At 44.1% G+C, this 23,766-nt stretch carries 17 protein-coding genes, 4 tRNA genes and 3 rRNA genes; 2 read left to right on the top strand and 22 right to left on the bottom strand.

Annotated elements, in window-relative coordinates:
- From ACJ9PY_RS00490 to spoIIE, 21 genes are all read right to left on the bottom strand, one after another.
- Nucleotides 1-76: transfer RNA gene (locus ACJ9PY_RS00490), tRNA-Thr, on the bottom strand.
- A gap of 11 nt (nucleotides 77-87) precedes the next feature.
- Nucleotides 88-163 (bottom strand) — tRNA-Val (locus ACJ9PY_RS00485).
- A gap of 10 nt (nucleotides 164-173) precedes the next feature.
- Nucleotides 174-289: ribosomal RNA gene (gene rrf, locus ACJ9PY_RS00480) — 5S ribosomal RNA — on the bottom strand.
- 64 nt (nucleotides 290-353) lie between these two features.
- Nucleotides 354-3,286: ribosomal RNA gene (locus ACJ9PY_RS00475) — 23S ribosomal RNA — on the bottom strand.
- Nucleotides 3,287-3,462: 176 nt separating this feature from the next.
- Nucleotides 3,463-5,013: ribosomal RNA gene (locus ACJ9PY_RS00470) — 16S ribosomal RNA — on the bottom strand.
- Together the 16S, 23S and 5S rRNA genes with 2 tRNA genes alongside form the textbook arrangement of a ribosomal RNA operon.
- Nucleotides 5,014-5,435: 422 nt before the next feature.
- Nucleotides 5,436-6,935, bottom strand: coding sequence for a lysine--tRNA ligase (gene lysS / locus ACJ9PY_RS00465; RefSeq protein WP_411740220.1), 1,500 nt, complete (start codon nucleotides 6,933-6,935; stop codon nucleotides 5,436-5,438).
- Between the two features lie 188 nt (nucleotides 6,936-7,123).
- A complete protein-coding gene (gene dusB, locus ACJ9PY_RS00460) occupies nucleotides 7,124-8,122 on the bottom strand; it encodes a tRNA dihydrouridine synthase DusB (protein ID WP_411739337.1) in 999 nt (332 codons plus the stop codon).
- Nucleotides 8,123-8,146: 24 nt separating this feature from the next.
- Nucleotides 8,147-8,359, bottom strand: coding sequence for a helix-turn-helix domain-containing protein (locus ACJ9PY_RS00455; RefSeq protein WP_034316283.1), 213 nt, complete (start codon nucleotides 8,357-8,359; stop codon nucleotides 8,147-8,149).
- Nucleotides 8,311-8,838, bottom strand: a complete 528-nt coding sequence (gene folK, locus ACJ9PY_RS00450; RefSeq protein ID WP_034316285.1) for a 2-amino-4-hydroxy-6-hydroxymethyldihydropteridine diphosphokinase — start codon at nucleotides 8,836-8,838, stop codon at nucleotides 8,311-8,313. The genes ACJ9PY_RS00455 and folK overlap by 49 nt, the downstream gene beginning before the upstream one ends.
- A 2-nt stretch (nucleotides 8,839-8,840) precedes the next feature.
- Nucleotides 8,841-9,200 (bottom strand): dihydroneopterin aldolase, encoded by a 360-nt coding sequence (folB, locus tag ACJ9PY_RS00445; RefSeq protein WP_098864284.1) that lies wholly within the window; start codon nucleotides 9,198-9,200, stop codon nucleotides 8,841-8,843.
- A 1-nt stretch (nucleotide 9,201) separates the two neighbouring features.
- On the bottom strand, nucleotides 9,202-10,038 hold the full coding sequence (gene folP, locus ACJ9PY_RS00440) for a dihydropteroate synthase (protein ID WP_095679958.1): 837 nt from the start codon (nucleotides 10,036-10,038) through the stop codon (nucleotides 9,202-9,204).
- Nucleotides 10,039-10,201: 163 nt separating this feature from the next.
- On the bottom strand, nucleotides 10,202-11,128 hold the full coding sequence (gene cysK / locus ACJ9PY_RS00435) for a cysteine synthase A (protein WP_063574543.1): 927 nt from the start codon (nucleotides 11,126-11,128) through the stop codon (nucleotides 10,202-10,204).
- A 130-nt stretch (nucleotides 11,129-11,258) separates the two neighbouring features.
- A complete protein-coding gene (locus tag ACJ9PY_RS00430) occupies nucleotides 11,259-12,155 on the bottom strand; it encodes a peptidyl-prolyl cis-trans isomerase (protein ID WP_095679959.1) in 897 nt (298 codons plus the stop codon).
- An 18-nt stretch (nucleotides 12,156-12,173) separates the two neighbouring features.
- A complete protein-coding gene (gene hslO / locus ACJ9PY_RS00425; protein ID WP_057276509.1) occupies nucleotides 12,174-13,055 on the bottom strand; it encodes an Hsp33 family molecular chaperone HslO in 882 nt (293 codons plus the stop codon).
- A 26-nt stretch (nucleotides 13,056-13,081) separates the two neighbouring features.
- A complete protein-coding gene (locus ACJ9PY_RS00420) occupies nucleotides 13,082-13,861 on the bottom strand; it encodes a type III pantothenate kinase (protein WP_034316297.1) in 780 nt (259 codons plus the stop codon).
- Nucleotides 13,862-14,027: 166 nt separating this feature from the next.
- Nucleotides 14,028-16,088 carry an ATP-dependent zinc metalloprotease FtsH gene (gene ftsH / locus ACJ9PY_RS00415; protein WP_082854481.1) on the bottom strand — a complete coding sequence of 687 codons (2,061 nt, stop codon included), beginning with the start codon at nucleotides 16,086-16,088 and terminating at the stop codon, nucleotides 14,028-14,030.
- Between the two features lie 117 nt (nucleotides 16,089-16,205).
- Nucleotides 16,206-16,745, bottom strand: a complete 540-nt coding sequence (gene hpt, locus ACJ9PY_RS00410; protein ID WP_063577541.1) for a hypoxanthine phosphoribosyltransferase — start codon at nucleotides 16,743-16,745, stop codon at nucleotides 16,206-16,208.
- Nucleotides 16,746-16,777: 32 nt separating this feature from the next.
- Nucleotides 16,778-18,172, bottom strand: coding sequence for a tRNA lysidine(34) synthetase TilS (tilS, locus tag ACJ9PY_RS00405; protein WP_411739336.1), 1,395 nt, complete (start codon nucleotides 18,170-18,172; stop codon nucleotides 16,778-16,780).
- A gap of 93 nt (nucleotides 18,173-18,265) precedes the next feature.
- Entirely contained in the window at nucleotides 18,266-19,264 is a 999-nt protein-coding gene (locus ACJ9PY_RS00400) for a protein kinase domain-containing protein (RefSeq protein ID WP_371748477.1), read from the bottom strand.
- Nucleotides 19,230-19,967, bottom strand: a complete 738-nt coding sequence (locus tag ACJ9PY_RS00395; RefSeq protein WP_034316300.1) for a VWA domain-containing protein — start codon at nucleotides 19,965-19,967, stop codon at nucleotides 19,230-19,232. Before ACJ9PY_RS00395 ends, ACJ9PY_RS00400 begins: the two co-directional genes overlap by 35 nt.
- Nucleotides 19,968-20,158: 191 nt before the next feature.
- On the bottom strand, nucleotides 20,159-22,633 hold the full coding sequence (gene spoIIE / locus ACJ9PY_RS00390; protein WP_034316302.1) for a stage II sporulation protein E: 2,475 nt from the start codon (nucleotides 22,631-22,633) through the stop codon (nucleotides 20,159-20,161).
- 327 nt (nucleotides 22,634-22,960) lie between these two features.
- Between spoIIE and ACJ9PY_RS00385 the strand changes: the two genes are divergently transcribed.
- Both ACJ9PY_RS00385 and ACJ9PY_RS00380 read left to right on the top strand, forming a co-directional pair.
- Nucleotides 22,961-23,034 (top strand) — tRNA-Met (locus ACJ9PY_RS00385).
- Nucleotides 23,035-23,054: 20 nt separating this feature from the next.
- Nucleotides 23,055-23,126 (top strand) — tRNA-Glu (locus tag ACJ9PY_RS00380).
- 166 nt (nucleotides 23,127-23,292) lie between these two features.
- On the opposite strand, the gene ACJ9PY_RS00375 is transcribed toward ACJ9PY_RS00380, so the two are convergent.
- Complete coding sequence (locus ACJ9PY_RS00375; protein WP_034316303.1) at nucleotides 23,293-23,748, bottom strand: S1 domain-containing RNA-binding protein; 456 nt, start codon at nucleotides 23,746-23,748, stop codon at nucleotides 23,293-23,295.
- Nucleotides 23,749-23,766 lie beyond the last annotated feature (18 nt).

The following is a 23,766-nucleotide window of genomic DNA, read 5'->3' as shown; positions in this document are numbered from 1 at the left end:
TGGTGCCGGCAAGAGGACTTGAACCCCCAACCTACTGATTACAAGTCAGTTGCTCTACCAGTTGAGCTACACCGGCAAGTGTAAAAATGGTGGAGGATGACGGGATCGAACCGCCGACCCTCTGCTTGTAAGGCAGATGCTCTCCCAGCTGAGCTAATCCTCCATATATAACTGCTTGGCGGCGTCCTACTCTCACAGGGGGAAACCCCCAACTACCATCGGCGCTGAAGAGCTTAACTGCCGTGTTCGGAATGGGAACGGGTGTGACCTCTTCGCTATCGCCACCAAACATAAAAGGAACGTTGTTCCTTCAAAACTAGATAATAAGAAGGTATTTCATTTTTTAAAAAGCGTTGGTTAAGTCCTCGATCTATTAGTATCAGTCAGCTCCACATGTCACCATGCTTCCACCTCTGACCTATCAACCTGATCATCTTTCAGGGATCTTACTAGCTTGCGCCATGGGAAATCTCATCTTGAGGGGGGCTTCATGCTTAGATGCTTTCAGCACTTATCCCGTCCGCACGTAGCTACCCAGCTATGCCTTTGGCAAGACAACTGGTACACCAGCGGTGCGTCCATCCCGGTCCTCTCGTACTAAGGACAGCTCCTCTCAAATTTCCTGCGCCCGCGACGGATAGGGACCGAACTGTCTCACGACGTTCTGAACCCAGCTCGCGTACCGCTTTAATGGGCGAACAGCCCAACCCTTGGGACCGACTACAGCCCCAGGATGCGATGAGCCGACATCGAGGTGCCAAACCTCCCCGTCGATGTGGACTCTTGGGGGAGATAAGCCTGTTATCCCCGGGGTAGCTTTTATCCGTTGAGCGATGGCCCTTCCATGCGGAACCACCGGATCACTAAGCCCGACTTTCGTCCCTGCTCGACTTGTAGGTCTCGCAGTCAAGCTCCCTTGTGCCTTTACACTCTACGAATGATTTCCAACCATTCTGAGGGAACCTTTGGGCGCCTCCGTTACTCTTTAGGAGGCGACCGCCCCAGTCAAACTGCCCACCTGACACTGTCTCCCACCCCGATAAGGGGCGCGGGTTAGAATTTCAATACAGCCAGGGTAGTATCCCACCAACGCCTCCACCGAAGCTGGCGCTCCGGCTTCTCAGGCTCCTACCTATCCTGTACAAGCTGTACCAAAATTCAATATCAGGCTGCAGTAAAGCTCCACGGGGTCTTTCCGTCCTGTCGCGGGTAACCTGCATCTTCACAGGTACTATAATTTCACCGAGTCTCTCGTTGAGACAGTGCCCAGATCGTTACACCTTTCGTGCGGGTCGGAACTTACCCGACAAGGAATTTCGCTACCTTAGGACCGTTATAGTTACGGCCGCCGTTTACTGGGGCTTCGGTTCAAAGCTTCGCTTGCGCTAACCTCTCCCCTTAACCTTCCAGCACCGGGCAGGTGTCAGCCCCTATACTTCGCCTTGCGGCTTCGCAGAGACCTGTGTTTTTGCTAAACAGTCGCCTGGGCCTATTCACTGCGGCTTTTCTGGGCTATTCACCCTAAAAAGCACCCCTTCTCCCGAAGTTACGGGGTCATTTTGCCGAGTTCCTTAACGAGAGTTCTCTCGCACACCTTAGGATTCTCTCCTCGCCTACCTGTGTCGGTTTGCGGTACGGGCACCTTACATCTCACTAGAGGCTTTTCTTGGCAGCGTGGAATCAGGAACTTCGGTACTATATTTCCCTCGCCATCACAGCTCCGCCTTAATGGAAACGGGATTTGCCTCGTTTCCGGCCTAACTGCTTGGACGCGCATATCCAACAGCGCGCTTACCCTATCCTTCTGCGTCCCCCCATCGTTCAAACGATGTATAGGTGGTACAGGAATATCAACCTGTTGTCCATCGCCTACGCCTTTCGGCCTCGGCTTAGGTCCCGACTAACCCTGAGCGGACGAGCCTTCCTCAGGAAACCTTAGGCATTCGGTGGAAGGGATTCTCACCCTTCTTTCGCTACTCATACCGGCATTCTCACTTCTAAGCGCTCCACCAGTCCTTCCGGTCTGACTTCAACGCCCTTAGAACGCTCTCCTACCATCGACACCATACGGTGTCAATCCACAGCTTCGGTGATACGTTTAGCCCCGGTACATTTTCGGCGCGGAGTCACTCGACCAGTGAGCTATTACGCACTCTTTAAATGGTGGCTGCTTCTAAGCCAACATCCTGGTTGTCTAAGCAACTCCACATCCTTTTCCACTTAACGTATACTTTGGGACCTTAGCTGGTGGTCTGGGCTGTTTCCCTTTCGACTACGGATCTTATCACTCGCAGTCTGACTCCCAAGAATAAGTATTTGGCATTCGGAGTTTGACTGAATTCGGTAACCCGTTGGGGGCCCCTAGTCCAATCAGTGCTCTACCTCCAATACTCTCATCTTGAGGCTAGCCCTAAAGCTATTTCGGAGAGAACCAGCTATCTCCAGGTTCGATTGGAATTTCTCCGCTACCCACACCTCATCCCCGCACTTTTCAACGTGCGTGGGTTCGGGCCTCCATTCAGTGTTACCTGAACTTCACCCTGGACATGGGTAGATCACCTGGTTTCGGGTCTACGACCTCATACTCATTCGCCCTATTCAGACTCGCTTTCGCTGCGGCTCCGTCTCATCAACTTAACCTCGCATGAAATCGTAACTCGCCGGTTCATTCTACAAAAGGCACGCCATTACCCATTAACGGGCTTTGACTACTTGTAGGCACACGGTTTCAGGATCTATTTCACTCCCCTTCCGGGGTGCTTTTCACCTTTCCCTCACGGTACTGGTTCACTATCGGTCACTAGGGAGTATTTAGCCTTGGGAGATGGTCCTCCCTGCTTCCGACGGGATTTCTCGTGTCCCGCCGTACTCAGGATCCACTCAGGAGGGAACGAAGTTTCAACTACAGGGTTTTTACCTTCTTCGACGGACCTTTCCAGGTCGCTTCATTTACCCCGTTCCTTTGTAACTCCATGTTGAGTGTCCTACAACCCCAAGAGGCAAGCCTCTTGGTTTGGGCTAATTCCGTTTCGCTCGCCGCTACTCAGGAAATCGCGTTTGCTTTCTCTTCCTCCGGGTACTTAGATGTTTCAGTTCCCCGGGTCTGCCTTCAGTACCCTATGTATTCAGGTAAAGATACTGTTCCATTACGAACAGTGGGTTTCCCCATTCGGAAATCTCCGGATCAAAGCTTACTTACAGCTCCCCGAAGCATATCGGTGTTAGTCCCGTCCTTCATCGGCTCCTAGTGCCAAGGCATCCACCGTGCGCCCTTTCTAACTTAACCGTTAAAAAAGATCTTACAGATGCTTTGAAAAAAATTAATTGCCTTCTATCTATTATCTAGTTTTCAAGGAACAAAGCAGAAAGAATCCATCACATCGTGATGTTCGTCTTTCCTATTTGAATGAATTACTCATTCAAAACTGAACAAAACAAAAGCGCTCTCGTAATTATCCTTAGAAAGGAGGTGATCCAGCCGCACCTTCCGATACGGCTACCTTGTTACGACTTCACCCCAATCATCTGTCCCACCTTAGGCGGCTGGCTCCATGAAGGTTACCTCACCGACTTCGGGTGTTACAAACTCTCGTGGTGTGACGGGCGGTGTGTACAAGGCCCGGGAACGTATTCACCGCGGCATGCTGATCCGCGATTACTAGCGATTCCGGCTTCATGCAGGCGAGTTGCAGCCTGCAATCCGAACTGAGAATGGCTTTATGGGATTCGCTTACCTTCGCAGGTTTGCAGCCCTTTGTACCATCCATTGTAGCACGTGTGTAGCCCAGGTCATAAGGGGCATGATGATTTGACGTCATCCCCACCTTCCTCCGGTTTGTCACCGGCAGTCACCTTAGAGTGCCCAACTGAATGCTGGCAACTAAGATCAAGGGTTGCGCTCGTTGCGGGACTTAACCCAACATCTCACGACACGAGCTGACGACAACCATGCACCACCTGTCACTCTGTCCCCCGAAGGGGAAAGCCCTATCTCTAGGGTTGTCAGAGGATGTCAAGACCTGGTAAGGTTCTTCGCGTTGCTTCGAATTAAACCACATGCTCCACCGCTTGTGCGGGCCCCCGTCAATTCCTTTGAGTTTCAGCCTTGCGGCCGTACTCCCCAGGCGGAGTGCTTAATGCGTTAGCTGCAGCACTAAAGGGCGGAAACCCTCTAACACTTAGCACTCATCGTTTACGGCGTGGACTACCAGGGTATCTAATCCTGTTTGCTCCCCACGCTTTCGCGCCTCAGTGTCAGTTACAGACCAGAAAGTCGCCTTCGCCACTGGTGTTCCTCCAAATCTCTACGCATTTCACCGCTACACTTGGAATTCCACTTTCCTCTTCTGCACTCAAGTTCCCCAGTTTCCAATGACCCTCCACGGTTGAGCCGTGGGCTTTCACATCAGACTTAAGGAACCACCTGCGCGCGCTTTACGCCCAATAATTCCGGACAACGCTTGCCACCTACGTATTACCGCGGCTGCTGGCACGTAGTTAGCCGTGGCTTTCTGGTTAGGTACCGTCAAGGTACCAGCAGTTACTCTGGTACTTGTTCTTCCCTAACAACAGAACTTTACGACCCGAAGGCCTTCTTCGTTCACGCGGCGTTGCTCCGTCAGACTTTCGTCCATTGCGGAAGATTCCCTACTGCTGCCTCCCGTAGGAGTCTGGGCCGTGTCTCAGTCCCAGTGTGGCCGATCACCCTCTCAGGTCGGCTACGCATCGTCGCCTTGGTGAGCCATTACCTCACCAACTAGCTAATGCGCCGCGGGCCCATCTATAAGTGACAGCGTAAACCGTCTTTCCATCTTCTCTCATGCGAGAAAAGAACGTATCCGGTATTAGCTCCGGTTTCCCGAAGTTATCCCAGTCTTATAGGCAGGTTGCCCACGTGTTACTCACCCGTCCGCCGCTAATCTCAGGGAGCAAGCTCCCATCGATTCGCTCGACTTGCATGTATTAGGCACGCCGCCAGCGTTCGTCCTGAGCCAGGATCAAACTCTCCGAAGAAATGTTTGACTTGCTCATTTGCTTTTTTGATAGTGTGTGCTCACTTAAAATTTAACGTTGGCGCTTTGTTTTGTTCAGTTTTCAAAGAACAATGTCTTTCGGAACAGCTTATTTATAATAACATTTTCATTACTGCAAGTCAACAACTTTTTTAAAACTTTTTAAAGTTTGTAATCTGTTTGCAACTCGTTCGTAACGACAGATATAAATATAACACCATTACGTTAACTGTGCAATACCTTTTATAAAGTTTTTTTGAGATAATGTTGTTTTTCTTTTAAACCCTAGAATCCACTCTATTGAAAGGCATGAAATTATAATTAAAAAACAAAAACCGAATTGGACTTACCAGGATCAGGAGCTACGCCCATGATCCCAGCCATCCGAATTCGGCCCTGCAATCAAAACCATTTTGCTTATATTTAGCGATGTCTCATTAAAGGGAATAACAGGACGTCACGTATGGAAGGAGAATTGGTCAATAGCATAACCAAACGGTCAACACCAATTCCAAGTCCGCCAGTCGGCGGCATTCCGTATTCTAATGCCTCCAAGAAATCTTCATCCATTTCATGAGCTTCATCATTACCTTGCTCTCGTTCTTTCAATTGAGCTTCAAAGCGTTGACGTTGATCAATAGGATCATTAAGTTCAGTGAAGGCATTTGCGTGCTCCCTACCTACTATGAATAACTCAAAACGATCTGTGAAACGGGAATCTTCCGGATTTTTCTTTGCTAAAGGAGAGATTTCCACTGGATGCCCATAGATGAATGTAGGTTGAATTAACTTATCTTCGACCTTTTGTTCAAAGAATTCATTTACGATATGGCCGAACTCCATGGAATCCTTAACTTCAATCCCATTTTCTTTAGCAAGCTGCTGGGCTTCTTCTTTACTCATTTCAGTCCAGAAGTCCACACCGGTATATTCTTTTACAGCGTCAACCATGTGAAGTCGTTTCCATTCCGGTTTTAACTCTATCTCATACTCCCCATACTGGATGGTAGTCGTCCCAAGAACTTCTTGAGCTATATGGGCAATCAAGTTTTCCGTTAAGCTCATGATATCTTGGTAATCCGCATAAGCTTCGTACAATTCGATCAATGTGAATTCAGGATTATGCCTTGTGGACACCCCTTCATTTCTGAAAACCCGGCCAATTTCATAAACTTTCTCCAATCCGCCAACGATCAAGCGTTTTAGATGAAGTTCAATGGCAATCCTTAAATTCAAAGGCATATCCAAAGCATTATGGTGAGTAAGGAAAGGTCGTGCAGCTGCTCCACCAGCAACAGAGTGCAATAGCGGCGTCTCCACTTCAAGGTATCCATGATCATCCAAATACCTTCTCATGGCTTGTACAATGCGACTGCGCATGATCAACGTATTTTTGCTTTCTTCATTTGTAATTAAATCAACATAACGTTTCCTGTAACGCTCTTCAACATCCTTCAAGCCATGAAATTTATCAGGCAACGGGCGAAGCGCTTTAGCAAGGAACACATATTCTTTAGCTTTAATGGAAAGTTCCCCGACTTTCGTTTTGAAGATAACGCCAGTTACCCCTACAAGATCACCAAGATCCGTTTGGTTGAAAATTTGGTAAGAATCTTCCCCTATGTTATCCAAACGGACGTAGATTTGGATTTGGCCGCTAATATCCTGGATATGGGCAAATCCCGCTTTTCCTTTTCCGCGCTTCGTCATGACACGGCCAGCGATCGTAACTTCAATTTCTTTTTCTTCAAGATCTTCTTTTTCTAATTCACCATAAGCACTGATTAACTCTTGCGTGTTATGTGTGCGCTCGAATCTGCTCCCGAAAGGGTCTAGTCCATTATCCATCATCGCTTGCATTTTATCGCGTCTTACCTGCAGTTGGTCATTCAATTCTTCATGACTCACGAAAATCATCTCCATCTTTATTAATAAATGCCTTATATAATTAATCAGAAATTCTTTTGCATACATATTTATTCTTACATAAAGTAAAGGAATTCAACAGCTTTTTATCATAAAACATTGTTTATGTACATATAAAAACTGCCAGGATTACTGGCAGTTTAAGATAAGCGTATTATAGGAAAATAGGAAGGTAATGTCAAACATCAGACCATTTGGATATTTTGTTGCTTCGCTTCAATATCATCAACAAGTCCATAGAGAAGCTTCACAACATCTTCCCTTGTTTCACAATCATTAATTCCTTTGCGTGCCGTAGCATTCCCTTTAACACCCTTTAAATACCAAGAAGCATGCTTACGCATTTCACGAACGGCGACATTTTCATTTTTCAACGCAATCAGACGATCCATATGAAGCACGCAAACATCCATCTTTTCACGAACTGAAGGCTCATCCATCAGTTGACCGGTTTCAAGATATTTTACAGTCCGGTAAATCATCCACGGGTTACCTAGAGCTGCACGGCCGATCATGACTCCATCAACACCCGTTTCCTTCAGCATTCTTTCCGCATCCTGTGGAGTTTCCACATCACCGTTACCGATAAGGGGAATATTAATTGATTTCTTCACTTCATGGATGATGTCCCAGTTAGCTTTTCCTTCATACATTTGAACACGTGTTCTGCCATGCATGGAAACAGCTTTACCACCTGCGCGTTCAACAGCCTGAGCATTTTGAATCGCAAAAACGTGTTCATCATCCCAGCCTATGCGCATTTTTACCGTTACCGGCTTTTCAACAGCATCAACCACCGCTGAAACCATCTCATAAATTTTGTTTGGATCGAGAAGCCACTTCGCACCCGCATCACATTTAGTGATTTTAGGGACAGGGCAGCCCATGTTGATATCAATGATGTCAGCTGTTGTATTTTTATCTACAAATTGCGCAGCTTCAACCAAGGATTTCTTCTCACCGCCAAAGATTTGCAAACTTAACGGCTTTTCTCTTTCATCTATATAAAGCATATTCATCGTTCTAGCATTTTTAAGAACGATTCCCTTGTCACTGACCATCTCCGCACAAACAAGACCAGCACCAAATTCCTTGACAGTCAAGCGGAATGCCGAGTTACAGACTCCCGCCATCGGGGCCAGCACTACCTGGTTCTTCATTTCTATATCGCCTATTCTTAACACGTTGTGACCCCCTATAACATTCTTTCATTTATCCTCAGGTGGCTGAAGCTCCTCAATGGAAATATGAAGAATTTCCGCCACTTCCAGTAAAAATGCTTCTGAAGGGTTACGGTTCCCTCGTTCAACTTCTCCCAGCAAGGAAACGGAAACACCTATCTCCCTCGCAAACCCTTCCTGGGTATAACCCTTTAACTTTCGAAAAGCGCGAATACGCCTTCCCCATTTTTCACCTTCCATAATCGAACTCCTTCTTTATCCGAAATCTGTTCAAGCAGGTCGCTCAAAGGTGCACGCATTTGCGGAAGTGATATATCTGGGTCCACTTCCATTAAAGGCACGATAACAAAAGCCCTCTCGCGCATACGAGGGTGCGGGACTGAAAGAATCTCTGTCTCAATATTTTCATGATTATATAACAAAATGTCAAGGTCTAAAGTACGAGGACCCCACCTGATTTCCCTTTTTCTCCCTAAATCCTGTTCAATTTTCATACAAGCGTGAAGTAATTGTTCGGGTTCTAAATCGGTTTTCACTTTAAGGACAGCATTTAAAAAACAGTCCTGGTCTTCATATCCTATCGGATCCGTTTCATATAAAGAGGAGCATGACACCAATTTGATATGCGGGCTTTCAGACAATAATTGGAAAGCCTTTCGGAATGTTTCAAGGCGATCACCTAAGTTCGACCCTATTGAAAGGTAAGCAATATTTCTCACAATCAGCGTCCCCTTACAATCTCTATAGCAACCGAATCATAGTGACCTGCTATTGGAGGATCTGGTTTATAAACCTTGACGGTGCATGTCTCGATGGAAGAATATTTATTAAGCAGTTCAGAGGCGATTTTTTCAGCGACAGCTTCCACTAACTTAAAAGGTTTTCCCTCAACAATATTTTTACACACTTCATATAACTCGCCATAGTTGATTGAGTCTTCAAGGTTGTCACTCTTTCCTGCCTTGGCTAAATCAGTCTGGACGATTAAATCCACTTTAAATCGCTGACCAAGCTTCGTTTCTTCCGGAAAAACTCCATGATAACCGTAAAACTCCATTTTATTCACATATATCTTATCCATATCATTCACCTTTTCCTAATAGAGCATCCATCATCTTTGCAGTCCGTGCCATTTCCTTCACATCATGTACGCGAACCATTTGACAGCCTTGTTGAATGCCATGACAGATTGTGGCGGCCGTTCCTTCCATTCGCTCACTAGGCGGCAGGTCCAGAACATGTCCAATCATGGACTTTCTTGATGTGGCTAACAGAACTGGATAACCTAACGATACCAGCTTATCAAGATTCCTCATCATTTCTAAATTTAACTTTAAATCTTTCGCAAAGCCAATTCCTGGATCGAGTATGATGTTTTCATCCTTGACACCTGCATCCTTCACCAACATGATGCTTTCGAATAAATCTTGAAGTACATCCCGAACAAAATGTCCATATTCCATATTACCCCTGTTATGCATCAAGATGATCGGCACCTTATATTCCGCAGCAACCTTCGGCATCAATGAATCGGCTTTACCTCCCCAAATGTCATTTAATATATGGGCTCCTGCTTTTACCGCCGCTTCCGCCACTCTTGATTTATACGTATCGACCGATATTGGAACCTCAATATTACGGGATATGGCCTCTATAATCGGGGCGACTCTCTCTATTTCCTCTTCCTCCGATATCCTCTCATAATTAGGTCGGGTGGACTCTCCGCCTACATCCAATATATCCGCTCCATCGTTGACCATCCGTTCGGCATGCTTCAAAGCAGCATCTATCCGATTATATTTCCCGCCATCCGAAAAGGAGTCCGGCGTAACATTCAAAATCCCCATAATTAAGGTTTTATTGCTGTAATCCAAATCAAATGAACCGCACTTTATTTTTGACGCTCCAGCTAATGACATCCAACGTTCTCCTTCACTTAAAGAAATCTATATATACGAGTTTACCCATTTACACAGGCATAGTGCAAGCTCCATGAAGATTCGGAACACTTCTGCAAACATTACTGCAAAAAGAAAAGCAAAGCCCCTAAGGAACTTCGCTTCTCATTTTTAGTGTCTTGTCTTACTCAAAGTTATATAATGGCGTACTTAAGTAGCGTTCACCATTACTTGGTATGATGGCAAGTACCTTTTTGCCTTTTCCCAGTTTGTCAGCCACTTTAACGGCAGCTGCGATTGCACCTCCAGAAGAAATTCCGCCAAGGATTCCTTCTTCTTTTGCTGCGCGGCGTGCATAATCAAAAGATTCCTCTGTATTGACTTGAATGATTTCGTCATAGAGATCTGTATTCAATATAGTTGGAATGAAGCCTGCTCCGATTCCTTGGATTTTATGAGGTCCTGGAGTCCCTCCTGATAATACTGGGGAATCCGCAGGTTCAACAGCGTAAATTTTAATGTCAGGGAATTTCTCACGCAGGACTTCACCGGCACCTGTAATGGTTCCGCCAGTACCGATTCCGGCAACGAATGCATCCAGGCCTTCATCTCCAAAGGCTTCAACGATTTCAGGGCCTGTAGTGTTCCGATGTACTTCAGGGTTGGCTTCGTTTTCGAATTGCTGTGGAATGAAGTAACCTTTTTCTTTAGAAAGCTCAGTCGCCTTTGCGATTGCACCCTTCATTCCTTCTGGCCCAGGAGTAAGAACTAATTCTGCGCCATAAGCGCGAAGCAAGTTACGGCGTTCCAAGCTCATCGTCTCCGGCATAACCAGAATTGATTTATAGCCCTTTGCCGCAGCTACCATCGCCAGGCCTATTCCAGTATTTCCGCTTGTAGGTTCAATGATCGTATCACCTGGTTTAAGGGTACCATTTTTTTCTGCCGCTTCGATCATCGCAAGGGCGATACGGTCTTTTACACTGCTGCCTGGGTTAAAATACTCAAGTTTCAAATAAATATCTGCACTGTTTTCATTTTGAAGCTTGTTTAACTTAACAATAGGTGTTTGTCCAATTAAATCGATTACAGAATTAGCTATACGTGCCATTTTCTCCACTCCCTTATCATTTCAATACCGAGTATGTTTATTGGTTTTATAATTTTAAAGTTACCAGTTTTAATAGTTCATTGTCAATGATTATATACTATATTCTAAATTTTCTCACACAACCATTGACCTACTTTTCTTCCTTCAATCCATAAAACCATTCTACATCAAATTCGTCCCAGAAAATTTTCCCTGAGACCGGTGCCTGAATCTGTTCAAGAGCTATTTGGCGGCGAATCTTGTCTTTAACTTCGTCATATTCATATTGCTTGCCCTCTATTCTTTCATGCAGGTAGAGAACGGCCCAGCCATCCTCCGTTTGGATTGCATCACTCCACTTTTTAACCTTCAATTTCTCGGCAGCGGTAATGTATTCCTTGGATACTTGCTCGTTATCCTGTGATATATAACCCATGTCGCCCCCTTGATTGGCAGTAAATTCATCAAGGGACTTTTCCATCGCCAAGACTTCAAAGGAGACACCTTTCTCCAGTTCACGTATGACTTGGTCTGCCTGCTTTTTTGTAGACGTGGTAATATGGGAAATATGGAAAGCAGTAGGGATTCTATAGATATCCTTATTATTATCATAATAATTCCGCATTGCCGTTTTGGAAACCGAAACGTCCTTGGTGAGGAGCTTCTCGAGGAGGAGACTCGACTGAATTTCCTGCCTCAATTGATCGTTACTTTTATTAAGGTTCTGACCGGCAGTCCCATACATCGTTTTCATCATTTTAAGTTCACGATCTAGCTCTTCATCCGAAATTTTCACTTTGTATTTTTCAGCTGCCTGTTTCACTACCTCTTTATCGACCATTTCCTCAAGTACATCTTCCCCATATCTTTTTTCGAGCTCATTCATCCATGCGTCCCGGGAAATATCCTTCGACCCGACCTTCGCGGCCGTTTCTTCCCCAATGACGGTTTTTGAAATGATTAGTGGTTTTATGACAAAGATAATGATAGTCAATAGGTTCAACAAGGCAAGGCCAGCAATAATCGCCCGAAGCTTGTGTTTTGGCAAACCCTTATCCCCCGTACATTATTTTTTGGTTTCCGCTTCCAGTTCCTCAAGTTCTTCCTTAGAGAATTGGTAGGTCTGATTACAAAAATGACAATGCGCCTCCGCTTGTCCGTCTGTATCAATAATATCCCGAATCTCTGCCTGCCCCAGGCTGATCAATGCAGTCGCAATTCTTTCCCTTGAACATTGACAGGAGAATTGGACATCCATTTTTTCTAATATATTCACATTGCCCTCACCTAAAATTTCGGTTAGGATTTCTTCAGGAGTCATGCCGTTTTGAATCATCTTGGAAACAGGAGTAATCGTGCTTAGTCTTTTTTCGATTTTCGAAATCGTATCTTCGGATGTACCCGGCATCAACTGAATGATAAATCCGCCCGCTGCAAGGATTGAATTATCCGGATTCACCAGGACCCCAACCCCCACTGATGAAGGCACCTGTTCGGAAGTAACAAAGTAATAAGTGAAATCTTCACCCAGTTCTCCAGATACAAGCGGTACTTGCCCTGAAAAGTAATCACGAAGACCAATATCTTTCACAACAGTCAACAAACCATCGGTACCCACCGCTTTCCTGACATCCAGCTTACCTTGCTCATTCAAATCAAAGTGGGTTTGCGGATGTGTGACATATCCGCGGACTTCCCCCTTTGCATTGCTGTCGACCAGGATGGATCCAATCGGACCACCGCCCTCGATTTTAATCGTCAGCTTTTCTTCACCTTTTAACATTCCACCCATCATAACGCCTGCCGTCATAGCCCGTCCAAGGGCAGCCGAAGCAGTGGGCCATGTATAATGGCGTCGCTGAGCTTCTCCTACGGTGTCTGTTGTTGAAACAGCATATGCACGAACCTGTCCTTCATAACCTAACGCCTTTATTAGATAATCCTTCATTTATATTGCTCCTTTCATGCTTTGTGTTACTTCTTCACTTGCTCACGATTACGTTTATAAATCAGCTGCAAACCCTTCAAGGTCAAAAATGGCTCCACAACGTCAATAACAGTAGACTCATTTGCAATTAAGGTAGCCAGTCCGCCTGTCGCTATTACCGTTGGTTCTAGATTACTTTGCGCTTTAATTCGATTAACGATTCCTTCTACCTGCCCAACATACCCATACAAAATGCCAGCCTGCATGGCGGACACCGTATTTTTCCCAATAATCCCTTCCGGACGGCTGATTTCTATTCTCGGAAGTTTGGCTGCCTTTGAATAAAGTGCCTCGGTAGAAATATTTATACCCGGGGCAATGGCTCCGCCCATGTATTGTTTATCCTCATTTATGTAGCAATATGTAGTTGCCGTACCAAAATCCACGATAATGAGAGGGCTTCCATATTCCTGAATGCCAGCAACAGCATTAACGATTCGGTCCGCTCCCACCTCACGGGGATTTTCGTATTTAATATTCAATCCAGTTTTTATTCCAGGTCCAACTATAAGCGGTTTAATTCCAAAGTATTTTTTGCACATGCGTTCAAGCGCAAACATAATTGGCGGAACTACCGAAGAAATAATGATTCCATCAAATTGATCAAACGCAAGACTTTCATGCTGAAGCAAAGACTTTATGATCATTCCATACTCATCTTCTGTCTTGTGACGGTTAGTCTCAATTCGCCAATGATATTTTAAAATATCTTCATCGTATACGCCTAATACGGTATTCGTATTCCCAACATCCAATACAAAAATCATCGTTTCATCACTCCGGTAAATTATTCTCCAACATCATACCACACTGTTATTTCCCACGCTATTAGTCGCACTTTTCGGAAGGTATCCCAGGAACTTTATCATAATTAATTTAAGAGTTAAGAAAAGGGTATTTCCGAGGCGGAAATACCCTTTTGAATTTAGTCGATTAAGACTTTTTATTGTCGTCTTCGTTCGGGAAGGAAAGCGGCTGATCTTGAGGTGCACCTTCTTTGATTGGAGGAGTATTCAATCCTTCCTCCGTTATTTCAAGGTCCTCAGGTCCTCTTTTATCCAATGGATCTAATAGGGCCTCTTTTTCTTCCTTCTTCTTATTGATGTTCACCTTGACATTCTCATCAGTGGTTAGATTCCCATTCAGGGCCGTATAATCGCGATCTGGCAATTTACCATTATGGAATAAACCTTTGATTTGTTCCGCATCAAGTGTTTCCACTTCAAGCAGGGTTTTTGCAACCAAATCAAGTTTTTCACGATTTTCAGTAAGGATTTTCTTACATCTTTCGTAAGCTTCCTTGATGATACGTTGAATTTCAAGATCGATTTCATATGCTATTGCATCTGAATAGTTTTGATCATTGTTGAAATCGCGGCCTAGGAAGACCTGACCTTGAGAATTACCGAATTGAAGCGGTCCGAGCTTGCTCATTCCATATTCCATAACCATGCTACGAGCTATGCCCGTTGCACGCTGGAAGTCGTTATGCGCACCGGTACTCACTTCTCCGAATGTAACTTCTTCGGCAACACGGCCACCCAATAGTCCTACGATTTTATCTTTTAGCTCAGGTTCCGTCATGAAGAAACGATCTTCTTTCGGCAGCATAACTGCATAACCGCCGGCTTGACCACGAGGGACAATCGTAACTTTATGAACGATCTCGGCATCATCCAGAACCAGCCCAATAATGGTATGGCCTGCTTCATGCCACGCTACGATATTTCTTTCCTTTTTGGAAATGACACGGTTTTTCTTGGCAGGTCCGGCGATAACGCGATCCGAAGCTTCATCCAAATCGGACATGTCGATCTTCTTCTTATCTTGACGGGCAGCAACAAGCGCCGCTTCATTCAGTAAGTTTTCAAGATCTGCACCAGAAAATCCTGGAGTACGCTGAGCGATCGCTTTCAAATCGACTGTTTCCGCTAATGGTTTATTGCGTGCATGCACTTTCAGCACTTCTTCACGGCCTTTAACATCAGGGCGGCCTACCGTTATTTGACGGTCAAAACGTCCCGGACGCAATAGTGCCGGATCCAATACATCAGCACGGTTAGTCGCAGCGATGATGATGATTCCTTCATTACCACCGAAACCGTCCATTTCCACCAGTAATTGGTTCAATGTCTGTTCACGTTCATCGTGACCGCCACCTAGACCTGCGCCACGTTGACGACCGACTGCATCAATTTCATCGATGAAGATGATACATGGTGCATTCTTCTTAGCATTTTCAAACAAATCACGAACACGGGATGCACCGACACCCACAAACATTTCAACAAAATCAGAACCACTGATTGAGAAGAAAGGAGTTCCGGCTTCACCAGCTACTGCTCGTGCAAGTAAAGTTTTACCTGTACCAGGAGGCCCAACTAAAAGTACCCCTTTAGGAATACGGGCTCCAAGCTCGGCATATTTGCGAGGATCTTTCAAAAATTCAACGACCTCAACAAGTTCCTGCTTTTCTTCGTCCGCCCCGGCAACATCATTGAAGCGAACTTTTTTCTTATCATCATTATACAATTTCGCCTTACTTTTCCCGAAGTTCATGACGCGGCCACCGCCGCCGCCCTGAGCTTGGTTAAGTAAAAAGAAGAAGAGGATAAAAATGATTACAAATGGAATGATGGAAGTGAAAAATGTCACCCAGCCACTTGTTTTTTCTGGAGGTTCCACAGTGATGATGTCCTTACCCAACTTGGTTACGGCATCATTTATCCGACTTTGCGAATATTCACTGAAAGGCACGTACGTCACAAAGAATTTGTTTTCCTCATAACCTTTGAGCTTTCCTGTGATTTCAAATACACTGCTTTCGGGCTGCATCGTCAGTGCAGTAACGTCCCCATTCTCCAAATGCTTATAGAATTCATCTTGGGTCATTTTCTCCGTTGGTTCATTGTTATTATTAAAAATGCTTACAATCCCAATGATGACCAAAAAGATCAGTAAATAAAATATGGTATTACGGAAGATCCGATTCATCCCTTACCTCCTCCCACGGGTAAACAAACTATAGTAAATACTATCATATAAAATTAATGAATTACAATAATTTAACACCGCTGTTTTTATCTGGTCTTCCCTTTCAAACTTGTACGATTAATTCGAGTAAATTTCAGGCTTCAATATGCCAATATACGGGAGATTACGATACTTTTCCGCAAAATCAAGACCATATCCGACAACAAATGCATCCGGAACGATGAACCCGGCATAGTCCGGAGCGATATCCACTTTCCTGCCTGTTGGTTTATCCAATAAGGTAACGATTTTAATTGATTTTGCTTTTCGATAACGGAAAAGTTCCGCAAGATAGCTAAGAGTCAAACCGCTGTCGATAATATCCTCAATGATTAAAATATCCCGGCCTTCAACCGATGTATCAAGGTCCTTGATGATTTTCACTTCACCGGACGATACAGTGGAGTTACCATAGCTCGAAACATCCATAAAGTCCATTTCAAGATGTGTATCCACACGTTTCAGTAAATCTGACATAAATGGCATGGCGCCTTTCAGCACTCCGATGGCCAACGGGAACTTACCTTGGTAATCAGCTTCTAGCTGCGCACCCAATTCCCTTATTTTCAATTGAAGTTCTTCCTCTGATATTAAAACTTTTTCAATGTCGTTTTGCATGGTCATTGTAATTAATTGCCCCCCATGAAGAATTAAGCTTTTTTATATTCTAAGTAAATTAAAGATTTTTCATCAGAAATTATATCCGGCTCAACATTCGACTTCTTTAAACCGGGCAGCCAAATCGCCGTTCCCGTTTGATCGATGATGACCGGCCACACATTTCTTTCTAGCATCGGGATCTTTTCATTAATAAAAATATCCTTTAACTTTTTAGTTCCACCTAATCCCTTGACGGCCATCCGTTCGCCTTCATTCCTGGTTCGGACTGTAAGCGGAAACTGAACAGCTGATTCGGGAAGAATAAAAGAATGATTTCCCCTAAGTACCGGAATTTCTTCTTTTATATAGTGCGCTTTAATCTTATATCCATTCGGAAGAATAGTCTCACCGGGAATTTGTAATTTTAGGGAATATTCACGGCTTTTTTGCCGAAAAAATCTAAACGTGCAAGTTTGATATGATTTTTCCACAATAAGGCCCTCCGGAAGATGCAATTCTGCAGATGGTTGAGGATTCAAAAACAAAACTAAAAGTTGGTCAATATGTAATGCCGAAAGCGATGAAGGTCTCTCCAAATAAAGATAGTTTAATATTAGTTGAATCGCCCTTCTTTGTAAAGGTTTAGGCATCGCGAGAACCTTACCAATCTGAATAACCGCTTGATCTTTATCCTGCTGGATCCAAACCTCGGACATTTTACTTGAAACCAGGTTCAAAAAAAACTCTTCATCTTCATATAGCTCTTCACTGAATCGTTGAAAATGCTCATGAACCTTTCTATTTTCTTTCTTTAAAAACGGAAGAACTTCATGTCTAAAACGATTTCTTGCATAGACACCCGTTTCATTGCTCGGATCAAACCTTGGTTCAATATCATGAAGGCCCGCATATTCGATTATTTGACTTTTCGTGATTTCAAGAAAAGGCCTGATCAGATCCCCTGTATGAAAACGTCTCTTTATAGGAATACCCGCTCTTGCCTTGCCTGTCGCCCCTCTTGTTAAACGCATGAGCATCGTTTCTATTTGATCATCTCCATGATGCCCCAGGACAAGCGTGGAGGCTTGATGCTTATCCATCACTTCCTCATAGAAAGCAAAACGCAGCTTTCTTGACGTTATTTGTGAACTTTCCCCCGTCTGTTCCATCCGGGCAGGAACATCGATCCTTTTTCCCTCAAATGTAATGCCCCACCGTTCACAAATATGCTCGACATATTTATAATCCCCATAGGATTCTTCACCACGAAACATATGGTCAACACTAGCTACGATCATCTCGTAATGAAAAAGAGGTTGAATTTCCTTAAGGATATGGAGAAGCACCAGCGAGTCCGGTCCTCCGGAAACGCCTATTAGCAACTTCGAGTTTTCCTTAATCAATTCGTTTCTATAAATGGTGCTCAGAACTTTTTCCTTTAACATACAATCTTCCTTCTTTATGGACAGGCATTAGTTTTATACGATTGAATCATGAAATGGTTTCAACCATTTCATGGCATTCACCTATTAACTATATCATAACAACTGTTCATATATGTAAAGAACATAGAGCATCGATATGATGGCAACCAGCAAAAACGTTTCAAAAAAACCGCCGCTTTTCTTTTTTGATTGGTTTTGGGACCTTCTTGCTTGCCTTGTTGAAGGCTGCACGGTTTGCTGCTGACCCGTCGCTGTCTGGTTCGGGCCCTTTTTCTTCGAATGATTTTGCTTACTCAGCACCGTTACCAGATCCTCCCGCATTTGGATGGCTGAGTCATACTGTCCGCGGAGCGCCTTATCCAACATCTTCCTGTATGGATGCAATTCCTTTTTCTGCTTAATTAAGTCGTTAAGCTGTTTATACCCCTCCCCTTTCTTCTGGAAACGTCCGGGATAGGCAGAATTGATTATAATCATTGCTACAGCGAACAAGTCATATTGCGGATCGGCCTTTCTTGATCCAAGTCCCCAGTACCCCCTGTCAAAAAACTCGGTGAATTCTTTAACAGACCGCCCGATCAAGGTGGTTCCGCCAACATCCACGCACCGTACCTTATAGGCTGGTGATGTCACGATCAAATTCTCGGGTTTCAAATCACCGAACACCCAGCCATTGGAATGCAAGGCAGACAAGCTTGTTAAGAGCTGAAGCATCAAGACTCCAATCCATGACGACCCTTTCTTATCAATGAAACGCAAAAAATCGTGTCCATGGATATATTCCATGACATAAAAAGGGAGCTGCTTTCCTGTTTTCATGAAATCATCCGCTTCCAAAAAGGAAGGTCCAAGGGTAGACCCCTGGACCTTTGAAAAGGATTTTAGGATATTCATCTCCGAAATAATGGACGTCCCATTATCACTGAGCTTTAAAGCATAATGACGATTTCCGCTTTCAACCAAATAAACGATCCCGTTCGCTCCACACCCCAATTCCTTAATTATTTTGTACTGGTTTTTATTCCATTTTCCAGTGACCAAACTGCCAGGCAGAAGTTTACATTGATTCCTCAAAGTATTGTTCATCATCATGTGATAACAATCCCCTCAATGAACGTTTTTTATTGAAATGAGTTAAAGCTTCACGAATGGCTGGACCTGTCGGAGTGAGTCCCCCTGTACTGAGCTTAGGAAAAGTTGCCGTCAAGGCTTCGAGGTTCGGGGTCCAATCCAGCAACTTTTCAACGTCATTTCTTTTCCCAGGAAATACGAATACGGAAAAACGGCTGTCACCCATCCTTGCATTCATACTAAGGGAAAGATCTAATAAGGAATCTTTTACTGTAGGCAGTTTATGTTTCATGCTTGCACTGGTATCAACAAGAATCAGTACTTCGAGCTTGCTTGTTTCCCCAAGCTCATCGACCACCTCCATCACCTCTCCCCGTTTATCCGGCGGAAGATCCTCCATCGTTTTTGAATCTCCTAGTATTTGTTGAAGTTCGCGATTGATAACTCCCTGTATCGTTTGAGTCATCGCCTTTTGTGTCACCATCTGGACGGTTTGGGACAACTGTTGCGAATAGACTACTTGACTTACGCCACCTCCTGAACCAGCAATCTTCTCGATTTCCTTAAGTCCCTTTTCATCTATCACATCATTTTCCATTACACCTATGACATTGATGGTTATGCCTTGCTCCCTTGCTAATTCAGCCATGGCAGACGGCTCCTCACCATGATTTGAACATCCGTCGGTTATAAGCAAAATCTGTCTTAATGTTCCTGCTTTCATGTTTTGCTCTCCCTTCCTATCAATTTGTTACCATAATTGACTAAAAAAAGGGAAATTATACGCAAAAGACATTACATCAAGCCATATCATGGAGCGTAATGATTGAAAAGAGTTCATCCCTTTACCTTTTATCCTTCTTCCATTTACACCACCTCATTTTGGGTTTTATTTATTTTATATATAAACGGCCCCTACTGGGCCTTTTTGCGTTTTGGGGAAACGGGAATGGATGCCCATTTCGGTGTGTTATGCTTAATTTTCGATGTTACCACTGTCATGTCATCATCTATGATGCCTTTCGTTCGGATGACCTCTTCCAATATTAAATCAGAGATTTCCTGCGGATCGTCAGTTTCCATTTCCTTGATTTTTCGTTTTAGCCAGAACTCGATATTTTCGACATGTGAGGGGCCATCGAACACTCCATCGCTCATCATGATTAATATATCCCCTGCCTTCAGCTCTTCTGATACTACATCAACATCGAAATCCTGGATGATTCCCATAGGGAGGTTACTTGATTCAATTTTTATTATCCTATCCCCCCTTTTAATGAAACTCGGTATCGAACAGATTTTTAAAAACTTAGCCCTTGCGTCCTGAAGATCAATCATTGCCAAATCAAGAGTCGAAAATATTTCATCGGTAGTGCGTAGAGATAATACGGAGTTTACGGATTTAATGGCTATTTTTTCTTCTATTCCCGATTGTAAAAATTTTTGTAGCAGCTTCAATGTTTCTGTACTTTCAAAATGGGCCCTTTCCCCATTTCCCATTCCATCACTAATGGCTATTGCGAATTTGCCGCAGCCAATTTCCATGGTCGTAAAACTATCTCCTGATACAAGCCCTCCCCCCTTGGCAGCATGAGCCACACCCGTTTCGACCGTGAATTTTTTTGCTGACCTAAATATCACCTCACATTGCCCGCTTGGATACGTTGCACACTCTTCTGAATGTACGACTATCGTTTCCCCTAAAATGTCTGAAAGCATAGGTGCAATCAACTTTTCACATTCCCCTCTGCCCTGGCAGTATGGGACACTCATCTCTATATCAACATTTCCTTGTTCTAGACTGTATATTTCCACATGGCCTATGTGCAGGCCAAAATCCTGGATGGCTTCCAAAATGGATTCTTCATGTACATGGTGATTCTTCCTTTCCCTTTGAATTTCTTTTGCAAAATCATCCATTACTGCCGAAACGCCCCGCAGTTGATCCGCCACTAGCTTCCGACTTTCCTTCACCTGCCTTTTTAATTTTTGGTTAGCTTCAAAATAAGTGAGCTCCTGTGATATCGCCCCAATCACCTGAGGCCCGCGACTGCAATATTTCCCCCATTCTTTCGAAGTTTTTTGGGGGAGCTGACCATTATTTTCACTTAATTGAAGCATAATTTCCTGCATGCCGTCATAGGTTGTATTAAAGTTCTTGGACCAGCATTGTTCCTTTTTAAAACAAAGCTGACACGTCTTTTCCGTTACATTACTTAAGAAGTAGTCGAATTCTTTCTCATCTTCCTCCAATCTTCCCCTTTCATCCACTTGGGAAAAGCTATTAGAGAGCGCCTCAAATACATGTGAGAATTGCTCCACCCTTTGAGCGGTGACATCCCTCACTTTTCGGGCATACTGCTGCTGTTCATCAGAATTCTCGACTGTTCCCGGTATATGTTTCGCTATTTTGTTGATGATGGATGACGGTGTCAATATAAATAGGGCCACAGCTATAAGTGATTCATAAAGGGTCACCATAATATTATTGGTGCCCTCACCATATAAACCTATCAGTAATGTAGCAATCAAGAGGCCGCTAGCAACCCCTATCTTCCTTCCCTCCTTCAACAGTCCGCCCAGAAGCCCTGAAAATGCGAGAAGGCTCATTTGATATAGACTGGCAATACTCGCCAAGCTGAATATCAATCCAGTAACAACGCCTACAGTGGAGCCTATGGCGGCCCCTCCCGCCAGCCCGAAGAGGAGGACCAGGTATCGTGAGAATATATGGTCGAGTGATAAATCGTATATCATCCAGCCGATCGTTCCGGTCATCACCGAAGCCAGCAAGATGATGATGCTGACAATTTCCTCCGTCTTTAATGACTGGGACTTTGTCCTAACGGTCAGCATCGGGATGGACTGTATGAAGATTAAAGTTAAAATCATCGCGAGTCCCGCCTCTACCCCTATCATCATCAAGTCGTACAGCTGAATCGTTCGAAATACCAGATATTGCTCGGCCAGGTTGACCAGGAATAGTGAAGCGAAGACGTACATCGACATCGTCTTGAATTGTCCTTCCACGGCGGGCTTCTTGATCTTATGAAATAACAGGAGCAGGAACGCCGATGCAAAGATGACTAAACTATTCGAATAGTGAACGGTCAGCCCACCTGCAATCAATCCGAATAAAGCCAGTGGAGCCCTATCACGTCTCATGAGAAAAACGGCTGCGAAAAACGGAAGTCCAAATGGTGCCAGCTGCGAAAGAATTAGAGCCCTTCCTAATAAAAAACCGATGATTGCTAAAGAGATACCTTTTTTTATGAATATGTCTTCACTCTTCATTTGCAGTTGTTGGATCCAATTGATGGCCCCTGCCTTCGCTTCTTTTAACTGAACATCTCCAAGAGGTTCCATCATAGGTCTTTCCACTTTTTCCATTTCAACACCCCATTCGTATTAGTGATTTTTATTATAAAGAGGGCTTGTCTATTTTTTTGTCAGAATTTTATAAGCGGATAAGAAAAACGTTCGACGAAATTCTTCTTGAATAATCATTTGTATACAGGTTTTTGTGCCATTTTTTCCAATACAGAAACGGGTGTTCTTTTTTTTTTGAAGAAAAGCAAAGTTTTTAGGTTATTTTTGCGGAAAATAACCCGAATAAATAATCAGGAAATGGAAACCGACAAACTTTAATATTTTTGTTGACATTTTTTCTTCACGAATGTAAGATATAACTTGTGCTTCAGTAGCACTTACCATTATGGCGGCGTAGCTCAGCTGGCTAGAGCGTACGGTTCATACCCGTGAGGTCGGGGGTTCGATCCCCTCTGCCGCTATCTTTTATCATGAAACTTTTGGCCCGTTGGTCAAGCGGTTAAGACACCGCCCTTTCACGGCGGTAACACGGGTTCGAATCCCGTACGGGTCATCAAATACAAAAAGCGCCTCTGCACACTTATATCAGTAAGTGTACAGAGGCGCTTTTTTCATGTCATACTATAATAAAAGAAGACAAGCCGGCAAGCTTGCCTTTATCTACACTATGAATAATTTCACAGGAAAAGTTGCTAAACTATTATTTTTCAGCAGCAGTTTTATCCGCGTCTTCCTCCTCGACCTCCCCGTTTCGTTTCGGTGCTACGTTTTAGGGTCGTTAAGCGGTCTTCGCTATCTTTTAAGAATTTAGCCATTTTTTGCTCAAAGTTTTCTTTCGGTTGGAAACCATTGCCTTTCGAGCGGAAGTCTTTGGAACGGCTGTCATTCCCTCTACCTTGGCGCGGACGTGGTGTGTATGCAGGTTTTTGCTCAACTTCAGGACGGTCTATCGCTTTTTTTATGGACAAGCCAATCTTGCCATCTTTAACGTTGATGACTTTCACCTCAACTGTATCGCCCACTTTTAAATGATCATTGATATCCTTGACATAGTTATCAGCCACTTCACTGATATGGACAAGACCGGTTGAACCTTGAGGTAGCTCTACAAATGCACCAAAATTAGTTATGCCTGTTACTTTACCTTGTAACTTGCTGCCTACTTCGATTGACATAAAAAAAATGTTCCTCCT

The sequence above is a fragment of the Peribacillus sp. S4 genome (assembly GCF_046715815.1).
GTDB lineage: Bacteria > Bacillota > Bacilli > Bacillales > DSM-1321 > Peribacillus > Peribacillus frigoritolerans.
This window is presented reverse-complemented; position numbering and strand designations above follow the sequence as displayed.

Excerpts from the sequence above, each read along its gene's own strand:
- lysS (WP_411740220.1), bottom strand. The coding sequence starts at position 6,935 with ATGGAGATGATTTTCGTGAGTCATGAAGAATTGAATGACCAACTGCAG.
- ACJ9PY_RS00455 (WP_034316283.1), bottom strand. The coding sequence starts at position 8,359 with ATGGAAGGTGAAAAATGGGGAAGGCGTATTCGCGCTTTTCGAAAGTTA.
- folB (WP_098864284.1), bottom strand. The coding sequence starts at position 9,200 with ATGGATAAGATATATGTGAATAAAATGGAGTTTTACGGTTATCATGGA.
- folP (WP_095679958.1), bottom strand. The coding sequence starts at position 10,038 with ATGTCATTAGCTGGAGCGTCAAAAATAAAGTGCGGTTCATTTGATTTG.
- cysK (WP_063574543.1), bottom strand. The coding sequence starts at position 11,128 with ATGGCACGTATAGCTAATTCTGTAATCGATTTAATTGGACAAACACCT.
- hslO (WP_057276509.1), bottom strand. The coding sequence starts at position 13,055 with ATGAAGGATTATCTAATAAAGGCGTTAGGTTATGAAGGACAGGTTCGT.
- ACJ9PY_RS00420 (WP_034316297.1), bottom strand. The coding sequence starts at position 13,861 with ATGATTTTTGTATTGGATGTTGGGAATACGAATACCGTATTAGGCGTA.
- ftsH (WP_082854481.1), bottom strand. The coding sequence starts at position 16,088 with ATGAATCGGATCTTCCGTAATACCATATTTTATTTACTGATCTTTTTG.
- hpt (WP_063577541.1), bottom strand. The coding sequence starts at position 16,745 with ATGCAAAACGACATTGAAAAAGTTTTAATATCAGAGGAAGAACTTCAA.
- tilS (WP_411739336.1), bottom strand. The coding sequence starts at position 18,172 with ATGTTAAAGGAAAAAGTTCTGAGCACCATTTATAGAAACGAATTGATT.
- ACJ9PY_RS00400 (WP_371748477.1), bottom strand. The coding sequence starts at position 19,264 with ATGATGATGAACAATACTTTGAGGAATCAATGTAAACTTCTGCCTGGC.
- ACJ9PY_RS00395 (WP_034316300.1), bottom strand. The coding sequence starts at position 19,967 with ATGAAAGCAGGAACATTAAGACAGATTTTGCTTATAACCGACGGATGT.
- spoIIE (WP_034316302.1), bottom strand. The coding sequence starts at position 22,633 with ATGGAAAAAGTGGAAAGACCTATGATGGAACCTCTTGGAGATGTTCAG.
- ACJ9PY_RS00375 (WP_034316303.1), bottom strand. The coding sequence starts at position 23,748 with ATGTCAATCGAAGTAGGCAGCAAGTTACAAGGTAAAGTAACAGGCATA.